We start from the raw sequence: 16,266 nt of genomic DNA, 5'->3' as shown, positions 1-16,266 counted from the left end.
AAGGCCTTCTGCCACAAGCGATCAGGGGGTACTTTCACAGGCCTGGCGCTCGCAGCGGCATGGGATGGGACGAACTGGAGCCCACGCAACGATCCCAGCTCGTCCGCCATCTCGACGTCGCGTACGCGCGGACCGATGGCGCGGCCATCGATATGATCATCGATCGCGGGATCCTGTCGCTGGTTCTCGTCGCGGACGACATGCCGCTGCTCGTGGAGTCCGTGGTTGCGGTGCTCGAAGCCGCGGGTCTGACGGTGGTGCGCATCGATCACCCGATCATGGACGTCCGGCGTGGCGCCGACGGAGTGCTGCTCGAGGTCGGCGAGCAGCAGCAGGCCGAGGCCCCGCAGTTCTCTGCCGAATCGTGGATTCACGTCGAGGCGACACCCACCGTCTCTGCAGTCGACGTCGACGAGATCTCCCGTGAGCTCGACATCGTCGTGGGGCGTATCGCGGACGTCCACCGCGACCGCACCGCGATGTTGTCGGTGATCACCGATCTGGCCGGTGTCTTCACCGCGTACACCGGGGAGACGGCGCCCGACGGCCTGGACCCGGTGGTGGCAGGCGATTACGGCCGCATGTTGTCGTGGCTTGCCGAGTACCACTTCGCACCGTATGGATACGTGTATTGCGCCGGCTCGGCTGCCGGCGGTACGACCCCGGATCCGGACTCCGGTCTCGGGGTCTGGCGCAGCGGCGCTGTGGCGCACCGGGCTACCGGTGTCGCGGACGCGGTGTCGGTGCGCCAGCTGTACCTGCCCACCCGTATCCAGCGGTCCAACTTCCCGAGTCTGATCGGGGTCGCGGACTACGACGGAGCGGGCAGGCGGGTGGGCGAGCACGTGTTCGTCGGTACCTTCACGCCCACCGCCCTCCACGAGAACATTCTCGAGATCCCGGTTCTCGACGCCAAGGTGGCAGCGATCCTGGCGGCCGCCGACGTCCAGCCCGATTCGTACACCGGTATGGCCATGCTGGAGTTGCTGCAGACGTTCCCGCGGTCCGAACTGTTCTCGGTGGACGCCGATGAGATGGCGAAAACGCTCACCGAGGTCCTCGAGGCCGTCCCCAACCGGCAGGTGCGGGTGTTCCTGCGCCCGGACCCGGCCGGTGAGATCGTCTCGGCTCTGGTCTACCTACCGAGAGATCGCTACACGACCCGACTTCGCGAAACGCTCCAGAACCTCTTGCTCGACGAACTCGGTGGTGACGCACTGGAATACACCGCGCGGGTCAGTGAATCTGCGCTCGCGCTCCTGCACGTCATGATGCGGGTGAAGACGTCCGACTGTGACCGGTTGGGATCTCTGGCGCTCGGGTCGGCAGGGCAGGTCGAGATCCAGAGGACACTCATCGAGGCGGCCCGGGGCTGGGACGAGAGGTTGCGGGAGGTCGCGGCGGCAGCGCCGACCCCAGACGTCGTCGACGAGGTCTCGTTCTTCACGTCCACCCTGCCGGACAGCTACAAGGACGTGCGCGATCCACAGGAGGCGTTCGAGGACATCGAGATCGTCCAGTCGCTGGCCGCCGGCGATTTTCATGTCCGGCTGCACCGCGCGCCGGGCGATGACGACGGTCCGTCCGGACAGGCCGACTGGTTGTTCTCCTTCTACCTCTGCGGCAGGCCGGCAACGCTGACCGAGGTGTTGCCGGTTCTGCACAGTCTGGGGGTGAACGTCCTCGACGAGCAGCCGTTCGAGATCCGCAGGCAGGACGGCGAGCAGTGTTATGTGTACGAGTTCGGTCTGACGCTCGCGGGTGGGATGATCGTCGACCCCGGCAGCCTCGCGGATGTCGAGCATCGATTCACCGAGGCGTTCGCGCAGATGTGGCGCGGGCATGCCGAAGTCGACAACTTCAACGAGCTGATCTTCCGCTGCGGACTCTCCTGGCGCGAGGCCGCGATGCTCAGGGCCTACGCGAGGTATCTGCGTCAGTGCGGCTCCTCGTACAGCGTCGCCCACGTCGCCGCGGTGCTCGGAACCAACGTTTCGGTGACCAAGTCGCTGGTCGAACTGTTCCGGGCGTCCTTCGATCCGGAGTCGGCCGACGATGGTAGGCGCACGGAGGTCCTCGATGAGCTGACGGCCTCGATCGGCGCCATCATCAGCATGGACGTCGACAGGATTGTCACCGCGTATGTCTCCGCGCTTTCGGCGACCGTGCGCACCAACTACTACGGCACGGACAATCAGGGACTTCCGCACAAGGTGCTCAGTTTCAAGTTCCGCCCGCGTGACATCCCGCAGACCCCGCAGCCGCGACCACTGTTCGAGATCTATGTGTACTCGCCTCGCGTAGAGGGCGTCCATCTGCGGTTCGGGTCCGTCGCCCGCGGCGGTTTGCGCTGGTCGGATCGCCAGGAGGACTTCCGAACCGAGATCCTCGGTCTGGTCAAGGCGCAAGCCGTGAAGAACGCTGTCATCGTGCCGGTCGGTTCCAAGGGCGGGTTCGTGGTGAGGCGGCCACCGATTCCCACCGGCGATCCCGCGGCAGACCGAGATGCGTTCCGCGCGGAAGGCATCGAATGTTATCGCCGGTTCATCGCCGGATTGCTGGACCTGACCGACAACATCGATCAGATCTCCGGTGAGACAGTCGGGCCCGCCGAGGTGGTACGCCGCGACGACGACGACCCGTACCTGGTCGTGGCCGCGGACAAGGGAACCGCCACCTTCTCCGACATCGCCAACGACGTTGCGGGCCAATACAACTTCTGGCTCGGCGACGCATTCGCGTCGGGAGGTTCGGCAGGCTACGACCACAAGGCCATGGGGATCACCGCCCGCGGCGCGTGGGAAGCGGTCAAACGTCACTTCCGCGAGATGGGCATCGACACCCAGACCGAGGACTTCACCGTCGTCGGCGTCGGGGACATGAGTGGTGACGTCTTCGGCAACGGAATGCTGCTCTCGAAGCACATCCGGTTGGTCGCCGCCTTCGATCACCGTCACGTCTTCATCGATCCCGATCCCGATGCGGCGGCATCGTTCATCGAACGGCAGCGGCTGTACGACCTGCCGCGGTCATCGTGGGCTGACTACGACACCGATCTGATCAGCACGGGTGGCGGGGTGTGGCCACGCGATCAGAAGTCGATCCCGGTGAGCCGACAGGTGGCCACCGCGCTGGGGCTGTCGGAGGACATCGGTCACCTCTCACCGCCGGACCTGATCAGGGCAATCCTGCTGTCTCCGGTCGATCTGCTCTGGAACGGCGGCATCGGCACGTACGTCAAGGCCAGCACCCAATCGCACGAAGAGGTCGGCGACAAGGCCAATGACGCCATCCGTGTCGACGGAAACGAGTTGCGTGCCAGGGTGATCGGTGAGGGCGGCAACCTCGGAGTCACCGAGCTCGGCCGCATCGAGTTCGATCTGAGTGGTGGTCGGATCAACACCGACGCGATGGACAACTCAGCCGGAGTCGACTGTTCCGATCACGAGGTCAACATCAAGATCCTCCTCGACTCTCAGGTGTCCGCCGGGAATCTCGCCGCAGCGCAGCGAAATCCGCTGCTCGAATCGATGACCACCGAGGTGGGTGATCTCGTCCTCGCCGACAACGTCTCGCAGAACGCCGAACTGGGGACCAGCCGGGCCGGCGCGGCGGGTACCGCCGGTGTCTACACGCGGCTGCTCAAAGACCTGGCGGCCCGCGGGGTGGATCTTCGACTCGAGGCGCTGCCTCGGCCGGCCGACCTGATCAAGCGCGGAAACTCGACGGGCAGAAGCGGACTGACCTCGCCGGAACTCGCGACTGTGATGGCGCATGTGAAGCTGGGCCTGAAGGGGGAGATGTTGGCCGGCGATCTGCCTGACAACGATGTCTTCTCGCCGCGTCTGATCGATTACTTCCCGCAGCCGCTGCAGGAGCGCTTTGCGGATGGGATCGCCGCGCATCCACTCCGCCGCGAGATCGTCACGACCGCGGTGGTGAACGATCTGGTCGACAACGCCGGTATCACTCACGTCTTCCGTCTGTGCGAGGGCAGCGGATCCGACCCCGTCGACGTCGTGCGTTCCTATCAGGCGGTCACCGACATCTTCGGGTTGCATGCGCTCTGGCGTGACATCGCCGCCGCCCCGTGCGACATCCCGACGACCAATGCGATGGTCGTCTATACGCGCCGGCTGCTCTTCCGGGCCTCGCGGTGGATGATCGCCGGACGGCCCCAGCCGTTGGCCATGGCGGCAGAGGTGACCCGGTACGGGGAACTCGTGGCCGAACTGTCACCGCGACTGCCGAACTGGCTCCGCGGCATCTCCGAGGGAGGAGTGGGGGAACGCGCGAGTGACCTCGTCGACGCCGGCGTGCCGGAGAAGACCGCCCAGGCCGTCGCGGTGAGTCTGCACCGCTTTTGTCTCCTCGACATCATCGATGCGGCCGAGATCGCCGACCGTGACCCGGAGGAGGTGGGCGAACTGTACTTCGCGGTGATGGACCACCTCGGCGTGGAACAGCTCCTCAACGCGGTTTCGGACCTCGATCGCAAAGATCGGTGGCATTCTCTCGCGCGGTTGGCGTTGCGTGACGATCTGCACGGCGCGCTACGTGCGTTGTGTCTGGTGATCCTCGATTCGGGGGAACCCGAAGAATCGGCCGACGAGAAGATCGCCGACTGGGAACTCGGCAACGCCTCGCGGCTGTCCCGTGTCCGGGGGACCCTGTCGGAGATCGCGGAGTCCGGCGAGCTGGACCTGGCCACGCTGTCGGTGGCGGCGCGTCAACTGCGAAGTACGATCCGCTGATGGCAGAGCTCACGCTTGCCGCGCACGACCGCGTCGACCTCTCGACGTTTGCCGCGCGGGCGCTACGGGGTGACGACATGGCCGTGCTCCGCATCCGAGTCCGACCTGACGGACTGCTCGGAGTGTGGGTCAACACCGGATTCGACGTGCTGGCGAGTCGAGTCGTGGTGGGGTCCATCTCGGGCGACGACGTGGTCTGTGGCGCGGCGGAACTGCGGTCGGCATTGCAGGCCGCGGCATCGAATCCCGGCAGGGTCACTGTCGACACCGGGTTCGCTCTCGACAGCGCCTGGCACGGAGCGCTGCCGCCGGTTGACGGATTCTCGCATCTCGACGATGTACCCGCTCGCGTCCTGGTGGAGCTCTCGCGCAGCGGTGCCGAAGTCGCCCGCACCCAGGGCAGCGGACACGGCCCACCGACCTCGCTGCTGAATCAACAGGTGCTGGACGTTTCCGCTGAGGCTTCTGACGAGGTCGTCGGGATATCGATGCGCTCGATCTTCGCGCTGACAGCGATGGGTTTCGTCCGGCAATCCGACAATCGCGACGTCACCGAGGATTCACCCCTCGAACTGATCGATGCTGATGAGGTCGTGCGGGTGCGGTACACCGCTGTCTGGGCCCGCCTCGACGCCCGGTTCGGGTCCGTCTATCAGCGCCGGACGATGTCACTCTCGCTGTCGGTCAACTGACCGGGCCCGGAAGTGGTGGGTTGTGGTGATGCCGACCTGGGAGAATGCCCGCCGGAACCCACCAGAACCGGCTCTCAGATCAACCAGGCCGCGGAGTTCGGCGCCAGTTTGCCATCGATCAGCGGCGTGCTGCTCAACAAGAGGTCACCGGGCGGCAGTCCGATGGGGGTCGGGCCGGCGTTGAGAGCGCAGACCAACTTGCCCATCGTTCGCCGAAATGCCAGGCAGCCCTCGGGTGCGCCGTACCACTCGATACCCTCACCCGCGAACTCCGGACGACTCTTCCGCAGCTCTATGGCCTGCCGGTAGAGCGACAGGGTGGAATCGATGTCCTCGAGTTGGGCCTCGGCGGTCAGCCCGGTCCATTCCGCCGGAATCGGCAACCAGGTGTCGGGGTTGGTGGAGAACGCGAACGGCGGCGAGGTGCCTTCCCAGGGCAGCGGCACACGGCAGCCGTCGCGGCCACGTTCTGTGTGACCTGAGCGTTCCCAGACCGGATCCTGGAGCACGTCATCGGGCAGGTCGGCGTTGGGCAGTCCCAACTCGGCGCCGTTGTAGATGAACGCCGCGCCCGGCAGCGCCAACTCGACGAGGAGCATTGCGCGCGCCCGGTCGGTGCCGGCCGTGGGGGAGTCGTGCTCTGCGTAGCGGGTCACCTCACGCTCGACATCGTGGTTCGACAGCGTCCAGGTCGGGGTGCCCGACACCGAGGCAACCGCTTCCAGGGAGTGTTCGATTGCGCCGCGAATCTCCTCGGAGTCGAACTGAACCTTCGCGAGGCGGAAGTTGAAGCCGAGATGGAGTTCGTCAGGACGCACGTACTCGGCGAAACGGACGTTGTCCTTCACCCAGATCTCGCCGACTGTCATGGCGTCCGGATAGTCGTCGAGCACGCCGCGGATCTTCCGATGGATGTCGTGTACGCCGGCATTGTTGAAGCGGGGATCGTCGTCGTCGTTGCTGAGCAGACCGGCCGCCTCATGGTCCATGTCGGGCAGGCCTGCAGGCTTGGCCATCCCGTGGGCGACGTCGATCCGGAATCCGTCGATGCCGCGGTCCAGCCAGAAGCGAAGGGTCTTCTCGAGGTCGGCGAAGACCTCGGGATTGTCCCAGTTCAGGTCGGGCTGCTCGGCGGCGAAAATGTGCAGGTACCACTGCCCGGGCGTTCCATCGGGCTCGGTGATCCGGGTCCATGCCGGTCCACCGAACACGCTGGGCCAGTTGTTAGGGGGTTCGGCACCGTCGGGGCCCTTGCCGTCTCGGAAGATGTAGCGTTCGCGAGCCTGGCTACCGGGTTCGGCTCCGAGGGCTTCGAGAAACCATGCGTGCTGATCGCTGGTGTGGTTGGGGACCAGATCCATGGTCACCTTGATGCCGCGACTGTGTGCTTCGGCGACGAGGGTGTCGAGTGACTCGAGGCCGCCGAACAAGGGGTCGATGTCGCGGGGATCGGACACGTCGTAGCCGTGGTCGGCCATCGGGGACTTCATCACGGGGCTCAGCCACAGGGCATCTATACCGAGAAGTTCGAGGTAGCCGAGTTTGTCGATGACCCCGGGTATGTCGCCGACGCCGTCACCGTTGTGATCTGAGAACGACCGTGGGTAGATCTGGTAGAAGATCGCGTTTTGCCACCACAGTGGGTATTCAGCCGTCCTTGCAGGCTGAACACCCTGTGCCGCATCGGTTTCGGCTGCGGATAGATCGTCTTTCTGCGTGTCACTCACACCACTCATCTTGCCTCACGTACCAGTGGAGGACGTGATCACACCGCCGCGTGCGTCGCACGGCTCACATAGGTGCGTTCACCATGGATTCGGCGGCCATCTCCATGTACTCGGTGAGGGCCTGCCGATGCTCGTCATCGAGGCGCTCCGAATCGATGGATGCGATCGCGATGTGCATGCACCGCAGCCACGCCGCCTTTTCCAGCTGCCCGATCCGGAAGGGGTTGTGTCGCATCCGCAACCGAGGGTGTCCTCGCTCGTCGGAGTAGGTTCGTGGACCACCCCAGTACTGCTCGAGGAACATGCGCATCCTGCGTTCGGCAGGGCCCAGATCTTCCTCGGGATAGAGCGGCCGCAGGATCTCGTCCCGGGCGACCTCCTCGTAGAAGCGCGCGGTCAGATCGTGAAAAGTCTGTTCGCCGCCCACTGCCTCGTAGAACGTCTGCGGAGAAGTACTCACCACCACATTGTTCCATCACCTGCGATCGGGCACCCGGGCGCTGGGGTCTCCCGGGCGATCGGGGCCGACACGCAGTGTTCACCGAAACGACCTCCGCCGAGGCTTCATATTGTCGTGCATTAATCGCATTTCCATGTTGAACTGAATCGTTCCCACCGAGGTCGGTTGTTTGGCCGGGAGGTTAGATGTCGCGGACGAAGACGCAGCGCGAGAAGGCACGCGCGGGGCAGGAAGGCGTCGCGGCCCGTGCTGACGCGCGCGTCAGGACACGCGGCGAGGCCAGCGTGTCCACCCTCGACCCCCGTTCCGGGGCGACCGACGCGGTCATGGCCCCACCCACAGGTGCAGGGTCCCGATGGGGAAAACACCGGGTCCTGCTCCTCAACGCGACCTACGAACCGCTCGCAGCCATATCGATACGTCGTGCGATAGTCCTGGTCCTTAGAGAGCGGGCCGACGTCATCCACGAGGACGGCGCCGGCCCACTCATCCACTCGGCGGACCTCGCACTCGCCATCCCGTCGGTGATCCGGCTGCGCAACTACGTCCGGGTCCCGTATCGCGCGGTCATCCCGATGACGAGGGCTGCGCTCATGCAGCGCGACCGGACGAGATGTGGCTACTGCGGCGGCAAGGCGGACACCATCGACCATGTGGTCCCGCGCAGTCGCGGTGGCACCCACACCTGGGACAACTGCGTGGCCTGCTGCGCCTCGTGCAACCACAAGAAGGCCGACAAGCTGCTCGGTGAGCTCGGGTGGACGCTCAAGGTGCCGCTGACCGCGCCCAAGGGCAGGCACTGGCGGTTGCTGGCAACCGTGAAGGACTTCGATCCGGCGTGGATGCGCTACCTGGATGTCGGGGCAGCTTAGGTCTGAGCGGCGACAAGGTCCGGCCGGAACACGGGCGACCTGACGGCGCATCCGTCGGGGTCGTCGGCTAAGTTTTGAGGCAAGAGGTCGAGCGGAGACGAAGCGAAGCGCAGCTCGACCAACTGAGCAGTCTGAAGGGCGGATGCGATGGAAGGCCTGATAGTGGCGATCGGCATGCCGGTCATCATCATCACCATCATCTCGGTGGTCATGGTGATCGGGGCACTGGTGGTCACCAGTGGGGTCAAGTACCCCAAGGTGCAGTACTACAAGATCGACCAGAAGTGGGAGCACGGTCCGCTGCTGCTCAGCGCCACGGAGGCGAATCCGGTGGCTCCCGGTTACCACGGGCACGGCCACGACGATCTGATCGGAGGCTCGGCAAGTGGCAAGTGGTGACCTGATCAAGTCCAATGTCGATGCGGATTCGCTCCCGATGGGTGCGGTGCTGACTCCGAGCGGTCGCGTCTCGGCCGCACGCTTCCCGGGTGACGTCCCGGCGACCCCGCCGTTCCACACCGACGAATTGGTGGCGCTGGACGAAGCGCTCGCCGACGCGACCGACGAGACCGGCATCCGGTTCTCGGTGTTCATCGGTGATCTCGGCGAAGACGCCTTCGCGGGCGCTTCCGCCATACTGCCGAGTGCGCCCGAGCCCGAACATGCGGTTCTGATCGCGATTGCTCCCAACACCAAAGACGTTGTGGTCGTCTCCGGAAAAGAGGTGGCTGCCCGCCTCAACGACCGGGTGGCGCAACTCGGTGTGACTGCTGCCATCGCCGGAATCCGTTCCGGCGATCTCGTCGACGGCATCATCTCTGCGATCCGCGTCATCGCAGCAGCGGCGACCATTCGCTGATCTCTTCAACTCCAGAAAAAAGGCGGGGTGACCTTTCGGTCACCCCGCCTTTTTCTATCGGCTCAGCTCTTGTCGAACTCGCGTGCCCGTAACGCGCGGGCCACGGTGTCCCGGCCTTCGGAGATCAGCCGCCGCAATGCCGAGGGATGGTCGCCGGCCAGGAGTTCGTCAGCCAGTGCCAATCCGCGCTCGTCGGCTGCCCAGTTCGGGTACAGACCGACCACGACCGTCTGCGCCACCTCGCTCGAACGGCGCGCCCAGACCTGCGGCACCGCCTCGAAGTACTTTGCGGTGTAGGGGGCGAGGAGTTCACCCTGCCCCGGACGCGAGAATCCGGCGATGATCGACCTGCCCAAGGTGTTGGACAGCGAATCGTCTTCGACGGCACGTGACCAGGCATCTGCTTTTGCTTCGGCCAGCGGCCGGGCGGCCCTCGCCCTGGCAGCCTGACGGCTGCCCGCCGAGGTGTTGTCCCGTTCCAATTCTGCGTCGATCACCGGCGTGCTCGCCGGATCGGTGTCGATGGCGCCTGCGGTCGCCAAGGCGTTGACGATCGACCAGCGCAGATCGGTGTCCACGGTCAGTCCCTGCAGACCCTGGTCGGCGGGGTCGCCGTCCAGCAGCGCGGCGACCACGTCGGTCTGCTCCGGTGCCAGTACCCCGGACAGCAGCGAGTTCACGAACGCCAGCTGATGATCCGAGCCGGCCTCGGCCGCTCGGGCGAGTTCGAGGAGGCGGGTGCTGAACTCTGGCCAGCCGGTCGTGGTGGCCCACTCCGGATCGGCGTAGGCGTCGATGGCGGTCTGGGCCTGCAAGAGCACCCGCTGCACCACGCCGATCTCCGATTCGGATCCGATGCCGTGGGCGACCAGGGCCGCGAAGTCACGGGCGCGCATCTCGGCCTGCCGCGTCATCTCCCACGCGGCCGACCACGCCAGTGTCCGCGGCATCGATTCGCCGATGTCGCCGATCCGGCTGGTCACCGTCGCCAGCGAGTCGGGGTCCAAGCGCACCGAGCAGTAGGTCAGATCGTCGTCGTTGAGCAGGATGAGTTGCCCGCGATGGACTCCGACAAGCTCGTCCACCGAGGTGCGGTCTCCGGCGACGTCGAGTTCGACTCGTTTGGTACGCACCAGCTTTCCGTCCACGTCGTCGTAGACGCCGACCGCGAGGCGGTGGGTGCGGGTCTCGCCGGCACCGGGGGCCGCGCCGTCCTGGAGGATGTCGAACCGGGTGATCACCCCCGACTCGTCGAGATCGAAATCCGGCCGGATGACGTTGATCCCGGTCGTCTTGAGCCATTGCGAGCCCCAGTCCGACAGGTCGCGTCCCGACGACTTCTCGAGGGCCCCGAGCAGATCACTGAAGGTGGCGTTGCCGAACTTGTGTGCCTGGAAGTAGTCCCGCAGGCCCGCCAGGAAGTGGTCGAGACCCACATAGGCGACGAGCTGTTTGAGTACGGATGCGCCTTTGGCATAGGTGATCCCGTCGAAGTTCACCTCCACCGCAGCGATGTCGGGGATGTCCGCGGCCACCGGGTGAGTGGAAGGCAACTAGTCCTGACGGTAGGCCCAGGACTTCTCGACGTTGGCGAAGGTGGTCCAGGCGTTCTTGTATTCCGTGGCCTCTGACTGGCAGAGCACAGAGGCGAAGGTGGCGAAGGACTCGTTGAGCCACAGGTCATCCCACCATTGCATCGTGACCAGGTCGCCGAACCACATGTGGGCCATCTCGTGCAGAACGGTCTCGGCGCGCCGCTCGTAGAGATACTTCGTCACCTTGGACCGGAAGACGTAGTCCTCCAGGAAGGTGACCGCGCCGGCGTTCTCCATCGCTCCGGCGTTGAACTCCGGAACGAACAGCTGATCGTATTTGCCGAACGCATAAGGGATGCCGAAGTTCTTGTGGTAGAACTCAAATCCCTGCTTGGTCTCGGTGAACAGCCGTTCTTCGTCCATGAACTCCGCCAAGGACGAGCGGCAGAAGATGCCGAGGTCGATCGTGCCGTGCTCGTCGGTATACGCGTCAGTCCACTGCGTGTACGGGCCGGCGATGAGAGCGACCAGATAGGTGCTCAGCAGGGGAGTCGTCGCGAACGTGTGTGTGCCCGGCGATGTTTCGGTACCGGCGCCGTTGGAGATCACCTTCCAATCGGTGGGCGCGGTGACGGTGACATCGAATGTCGCCTTCATGTCCGGCTGGTCGAAACACGCGAACATCCTCTTGGCGTCGGCAGTCTCGAACTGTGAATAGAGGTAGACCGCGTCATCTGTCGGGTCGACGAAGCGATGCAGGCCCTCACCGGTGTGCGAGTACACACAATCGGCGACGATCTCGAGAGTGTTCTCGGCGGCCAGGTCCGTCAGTGCCAGCCCGTCTTCCTCGGAGTACCCGGCGATGTCCAATGCCGACCCGTTCAGCTTCGCTGTGTGGACCGTCTCGGCGATCAGATCGACGAACGACGACGAACCCGCGGTTGCGCTGAAGGTGATTGTGACCGCCGACCGGAAGGTCTTCTCGCCGGGTTTGCCTGCGCCGTCGGTGAGGTCGAGATCGATCGCATAGTTGGAGACCGAGATGTTCGCCGACCGCCGGCCCGCGAGATCACGGGTCAAATTTGGTGCCGCCACGTGGGTTGCCTCGCCTTCGCAGAGATGTTGGATTGCGGATGTTGATGGTGGATTGCGGATGTTCGTGAAATTGTGGAGGTTCGTGGGAAGTCCTGCTGACCAGTACACAACTACCGTATGGCCTCTCGCAGTGGTGGCGCGCGTGTACCGGACCGGGAATGCTGGAGGCCGACGGTTGTTGGTCTTGGTGAATGGTCACATCGGTTGACGCTGACGTCGACCCTGAACAAGGAGTGTTCTGCGCATGACTGACTCGATCGATCGTGTTGATTTCTGGTTCGATCCGCTCTGCCCGTGGTGCTGGATCACCTCACGCTGGATCCTCGAGGTGGAGAAGGTCCGGACCATCGAGACCAACTTCCACATCATGAGCCTGGCCGTGCTGAACGAGGGCAAGGACGTCCCGCAGGAATACCGGGAGGGTCTCAAGCACGCGTGGCGTCCGGTACGGGTGATCGCCAAGGCACAGTCCGAGCGGGGTGACGAGATCCTGTCGCCGCTCTACACGGCGTTCGGCACGCTCATCCACAACAAGGGCGTGAAGGACTTCGACGAGGTCATCCCCGCTGCCCTGGCCGAGCTCGGCCTCCCCGCGGAGTGGGCGAAGGCGGCCGACGAGACCACCTTCGACGACGTGATCCGCGAGAGTCATCACGCCGGGATGGACAAGGTCGGTGACGACGTGGGAACCCCGACGATCCACATCAACGATGTGGCGTTCTTCGGCCCCGTGCTCTCGCGTATTCCGCGTGGCGAGGATGCAGGCCGCGTCTGGGACGGGTCGGTCGCGCTGGCGAGCTACCCGCACTTCTACGAACTCAAGCGGAGCCGGAACGAGGACCCTCAGTTCGACTGAGCGCTGCTCAGACTCCTTGGTCGCCATCCCGGTCGGTCTCGGGCTTGCGGAGATCGACCGGTGGGCCGGGTGGCGTGCGGGGCGCGGCCTGCTGCGGTGGGTGGTACGGCGGGTGGCCGGGTGCCACCAGTCCGCCGAACTGTGGGGGTGACCCGATGGGCGCGAGCTTCTGGACGTGCCCGCTGCCGATGCCGCGCACGATGTTCTTGGGACGGAAGAACATCCGGCCCGCCCCGGTCCGGTCGCGGAGTGCAGCCGCACGCCAGGTGAGAACCGGATGGCTTGCCTGCAGGTTGGTCACCCAGGTGAAGAACCCTTTTTCGTGGGTCGCGCGATCGGCGAACTCGTCGAAGCTCACCGAGGTCAGCATGTACTTACCCGCTGCGAGGACGCCGATGGCGCCGGGTGATCCCGACGGCTGGTGATAGTAACCGTGGTTGTCCGCCGTGTACTCCATCGACCGGGACAGGGCCTGGCCGAGGACCGGGATGTTCATGCCGACGACCGAGCCGAGTTGGCGCCAGTACGACACGTGCCCGGCGGCGATGTGCCCGACTTCGTGCCCGATGATGAAACGGAGGGCTTCCGGGCTGCGGGCCTGACCGCCGATCTCGAAGAGGTCCGAATACACCACCACGAACCGGCGAAAGCCGTGGCCCGAGGCATAAGCGTTGATGGTGCCGTTGCCCAGGACCACGTACGCGTCGGGCACTTGTTCCAGCCCGAATCGTCGGGCTGCCTCGACCACCATCTGATGGCCTTCGGGAAACTGGGTGGGGCTCATCTTGACGCCGTTGACCCGCGGCATCGCGTAGGTCAGACCACGGATCAGGTAGATCAGCAGCGGCGCGACGAGGATCAGGATGAACCACGTGTCGAGGTAGCCGAGCGACACCATCACCACCCCCAGGAGATATCCGCCGACGCCCACCAGGATCACCAGGACCAGCATCGGGATCTCCCACGGATGGCGCCGCGGCTGCCCGGCGTAGGGCGCGGGTGCGAGCCAGTTGGTGACCGGTGGTCCGAACGCCGGCGGCTGCTGTGGATTCACGAGCACCAATCTAGTGCCGCGCGGTCCCCGGGTGATGGGTGGCTTTCTCTGCACCCGTCACCTCTGACAGACTGGGCGGCATGCGCGTGTATCTGGGTGGAGACCATGCCGGCTTCGAGCTGAAGGGGCAGATCGCCGAACATCTGACCTCTGCAGGACATGAGGTGATCGATTGCGGGGCTCACGAATACGACGCCCTGGACGACTACCCGGCGTTCTGCGTCGAGGCTGCGCGCCGGACCGTCGCCGACGAAGGCAGTCTCGGCATCGTGCTCGGCGGCAGCGGTAACGGCGAGCAGATCGCCGCGAACAAGGTCCCGGGCGCCCGTTGCGCCCTCGCCTGGAGTGTGGAGACCGCGCAGCTCGCGCGTCAGCACAACAACGCCCAGCTCATCGGCATCGGCGGACGGATGCACAGCAAGGATGAGGCGCTGGCCATCGTCGACGCATTCGTGTCGACGGCGTGGTCGGAAGAGCCGCGCCACCAGCGGCGCATCGACATCCTGTCCGAGTACGAGCGCACCGGGACGCCGCCGGCGCTGCCCGGCGACTGAATTCCCGGGCGACGTTGTGCCCGAAGGACATACGCTCCACCGGCTCGCGCTTCTGCATCAACGTCGTCTTGCCGGCCGGCCGGTGTCGGTGACGAGTCCGCAAGGTCGATTCGCGTCGACGGCCGAGCGTCTCGACGGTCAGGTGTTCGCAGGTGCCGAGGCGTGGGGCAAGCACCTCATCCATCGCTACCGTAGCGGCGACCTCGTGCACGTGCACCTCGGTCTGTACGGGTCGTTCTCCGACGGAAAGGCACCGCTGCCCGCGCCGGTGGGCCAGGTGCGGATGCGGATAGAGTCCGATGACTACGGCACGGACCTGCGGGGACCGACGGCCTGCGAGCTGTACACGCCCGAGGATCTTCTCGCCCTCACCGCCAGACTGGGGCCGGACCCCCTGCGCACAGACGCCGAACCCGAGGTCGCCTGGTCGGCGATCAGCAAGTCGCGCAAAGCGATCGGCGCGCTGGTGATGGATCAGAAGGTGCTGGCCGGCGTCGGGAACGTCTACCGGGCCGAGGTGTTGTTTCGCGCCAACATCAATCCGCATCGTCCTGGTATATCCGTCGATCGCAGCGAGTGGGACGGCCTCTGGGACGATCTGGTGACACTCATGGCGATCGGGGTTCGCCGCGGCAAGATGCACGTCGTGCGGCCCGCGGACGATCACGGTGCGCCGGCGTACGGCCCCGGCCGGCCGCGTACCTATGTGTATCGGCGTGCCGGAGAACCCTGTCGCGTCTGCGGCACCGAGGTGTTGATGGGTGAGATGGTGGCGCGCAAGGTCTATTGGTGCCCGACCTGTCAGCCGATGTGAGCCACCACCTCAGCGTGACCTCAGGTCGACCTCAGGTTGCGCCGTCACAATGGACGGATGGCCATGGTGACAGTGTTGACGGTCGGGGGAACAGGCGAGTCGTATCCGGGGGATGCCCGGTCGGAGGTGTCCGGCCTGCTGGCCGCCGTCACCGATCGTCTCGATGACCGATTCGTGAGCCGTTGGGTCGGTTACCCGGCCAGCTACGGTCCAGTCCCCAGTGCAGGGGGCGTGAGTTACCTCGACAGCGTGCAGACGGGAGTCGACCACCTGGCGACCGCGATCGCCGAGACCCCGGGCCCGATCATGCTGATCGGCTACTCGCAGGGTTGCGTCGTGATCAGGGAACTACTGGCTCGCGATGGACTCCTTCACAGTGGCGTGGTGGCGGCGGGATTTGTCGCCGACCCTCATCAGCCTCCCGGCGCGGTCGACGGATGCGATGGTTTCGGGCTGGCGGGACCGGGTGCACCGCTGCCGCGCGAGCTGCCCGCACTGTGGATCGCCGACCCTGACGATGTCATCTGCAACGCCAGCGACGACTCGTTTCTCCGCGACGTCGCAGATCTGACCGCGGCTTTGTCCGTACGTGATCTGCGCGGCTGGCTGCGTAGCCTCTGGCAGGTGCTGACCAGCAACAGTTTCCAGAACGCGGCGCGTACCTCGATACGCCCGAGGCAATGGCGCAAGGACATACAGCGTCTGCGGGTGGTGGCGGTGGAGATAGCGGGCTACCTTCCGGCTCGTCTGATGCTCGGCGGCCTGAAGGTGGTCAACCGTCGAGGGGGCCGACACACCGCGTATGCCGCGGAGCCGATGGTCGGCAGTGAGCTGACCGGATGTCAGACCCTGGTCCAGTGGCTTCAGGTACAAGCGACGTTCAGGGCCGTGCACGCTGCGGATCTGGGTGCCGCCTGATCACTGATGAGCCGCCGGTTCTCGTCGGCGCCGGTAACAATTCACCCGTCTGAAATGTGCGGCGGGCCCAGGTGGG

General features: G+C 65.3%; 12 protein-coding genes and 1 pseudogene. 9 read left to right on the top strand and 4 right to left on the bottom strand.

From position 1 onward, the window contains the following. Window positions 1–59: 59 nt before the first annotated feature. Together BH683_RS23425 and BH683_RS23420 are read left to right on the top strand one after the other, a co-directional pair. Window positions 60–4,754, top strand: a complete 4,695-nt coding sequence (locus BH683_RS23425) for an NAD-glutamate dehydrogenase (protein ID WP_246833539.1) — start codon at window positions 60–62, stop codon at window positions 4,752–4,754. Then, window positions 4,754–5,446 carry a hypothetical protein gene (locus BH683_RS23420; protein ID WP_084838656.1) on the top strand — a complete coding sequence of 231 codons (693 nt, stop codon included), beginning with the start codon at window positions 4,754–4,756 and terminating at the stop codon, window positions 5,444–5,446. The genes BH683_RS23425 and BH683_RS23420 overlap by 1 nt, the downstream gene beginning before the upstream one ends. 74 nt (window positions 5,447–5,520) lie before the next feature. Here BH683_RS23420 and BH683_RS23415 read toward each other — a convergent pair whose 3' ends face one another. Together BH683_RS23415 and BH683_RS23410 are read right to left on the bottom strand one after the other, a co-directional pair. Further along, a complete protein-coding gene (locus BH683_RS23415; protein WP_084838655.1) occupies window positions 5,521–7,182 on the bottom strand; it encodes a glycoside hydrolase family 13 protein in 1,662 nt (553 codons plus the stop codon). A gap of 55 nt (window positions 7,183–7,237) precedes the next feature. Then, window positions 7,238–7,633 (bottom strand): globin, encoded by a 396-nt coding sequence (locus BH683_RS23410; protein ID WP_084838729.1) that lies wholly within the window; start codon window positions 7,631–7,633, stop codon window positions 7,238–7,240. Between the two features lie 326 nt (window positions 7,634–7,959). On the opposite strand from BH683_RS23410, the gene BH683_RS23405 reads away from it, so the two are divergent. The 3 genes from BH683_RS23405 to BH683_RS23395 all read left to right on the top strand — a co-directional run bounded on the left by BH683_RS23405 (window position 7,960) and on the right by BH683_RS23395 (window position 9,364). Further along, window positions 7,960–8,505, top strand: a complete 546-nt coding sequence (locus BH683_RS23405; RefSeq protein WP_094647705.1) for an HNH endonuclease — start codon at window positions 7,960–7,962, stop codon at window positions 8,503–8,505. A 147-nt stretch (window positions 8,506–8,652) separates the two neighbouring features. Then, on the top strand, window positions 8,653–8,904 hold the full coding sequence (locus BH683_RS23400) for a hypothetical protein (protein WP_084838653.1): 252 nt from the start codon (window positions 8,653–8,655) through the stop codon (window positions 8,902–8,904). Next, the gene (locus BH683_RS23395) at window positions 8,891–9,364 is read left to right on the top strand and encodes a DUF5130 family protein (protein WP_084838652.1); all 474 of its coding nucleotides are present in this window, start codon (window positions 8,891–8,893) and stop codon (window positions 9,362–9,364) included. Before BH683_RS23400 ends, BH683_RS23395 begins: the two co-directional genes overlap by 14 nt. A gap of 62 nt (window positions 9,365–9,426) precedes the next feature. Here BH683_RS23395 and pepN read toward each other — a convergent pair. Then, window positions 9,427–11,994 (bottom strand): annotated as a pseudogene (gene pepN / locus BH683_RS23390) (aminopeptidase N). Window positions 11,995–12,238: 244 nt separating this feature from the next. Here pepN and BH683_RS23385 point away from each other — a divergent pair. After that, window positions 12,239–12,850 carry a DsbA family protein gene (locus BH683_RS23385; protein WP_084838651.1) on the top strand — a complete coding sequence of 204 codons (612 nt, stop codon included), beginning with the start codon at window positions 12,239–12,241 and terminating at the stop codon, window positions 12,848–12,850. A gap of 7 nt (window positions 12,851–12,857) precedes the next feature. On the opposite strand, the gene BH683_RS23380 is transcribed toward BH683_RS23385, so the two are convergent. Then, a complete protein-coding gene (locus BH683_RS23380; protein WP_084838650.1) occupies window positions 12,858–13,904 on the bottom strand; it encodes a M48 family metallopeptidase in 1,047 nt (348 codons plus the stop codon). An 80-nt stretch (window positions 13,905–13,984) separates the two neighbouring features. Between BH683_RS23380 and BH683_RS23375 the strand changes: the two genes are divergently transcribed. The 3 genes from BH683_RS23375 to BH683_RS23365 are packed head-to-tail and all read left to right on the top strand — an operon-like array spanning window position 13,985 to window position 16,190. After that, window positions 13,985–14,458 carry a ribose-5-phosphate isomerase gene (locus tag BH683_RS23375; protein WP_084838649.1) on the top strand — a complete coding sequence of 158 codons (474 nt, stop codon included), beginning with the start codon at window positions 13,985–13,987 and terminating at the stop codon, window positions 14,456–14,458. A 16-nt stretch (window positions 14,459–14,474) separates the two neighbouring features. Continuing rightward, window positions 14,475–15,272 (top strand): DNA-formamidopyrimidine glycosylase family protein, encoded by a 798-nt coding sequence (locus BH683_RS23370; RefSeq protein ID WP_084838648.1) that lies wholly within the window; start codon window positions 14,475–14,477, stop codon window positions 15,270–15,272. A gap of 57 nt (window positions 15,273–15,329) precedes the next feature. Then, on the top strand, window positions 15,330–16,190 hold the full coding sequence (locus BH683_RS23365; protein WP_084838647.1) for a PE-PPE domain-containing protein: 861 nt from the start codon (window positions 15,330–15,332) through the stop codon (window positions 16,188–16,190). Window positions 16,191–16,266 lie beyond the last annotated feature (76 nt).

Origin of the sequence: Williamsia sp. 1138, assembly GCF_002095435.2 — a bacterium.
Taxonomy (GTDB): domain Bacteria; phylum Actinomycetota; class Actinomycetes; order Mycobacteriales; family Mycobacteriaceae; genus Williamsia.
The sequence above is the reverse complement of the archived record's forward strand: the minus strand, read 5'-3'. Positions and strand labels throughout refer to the sequence as shown.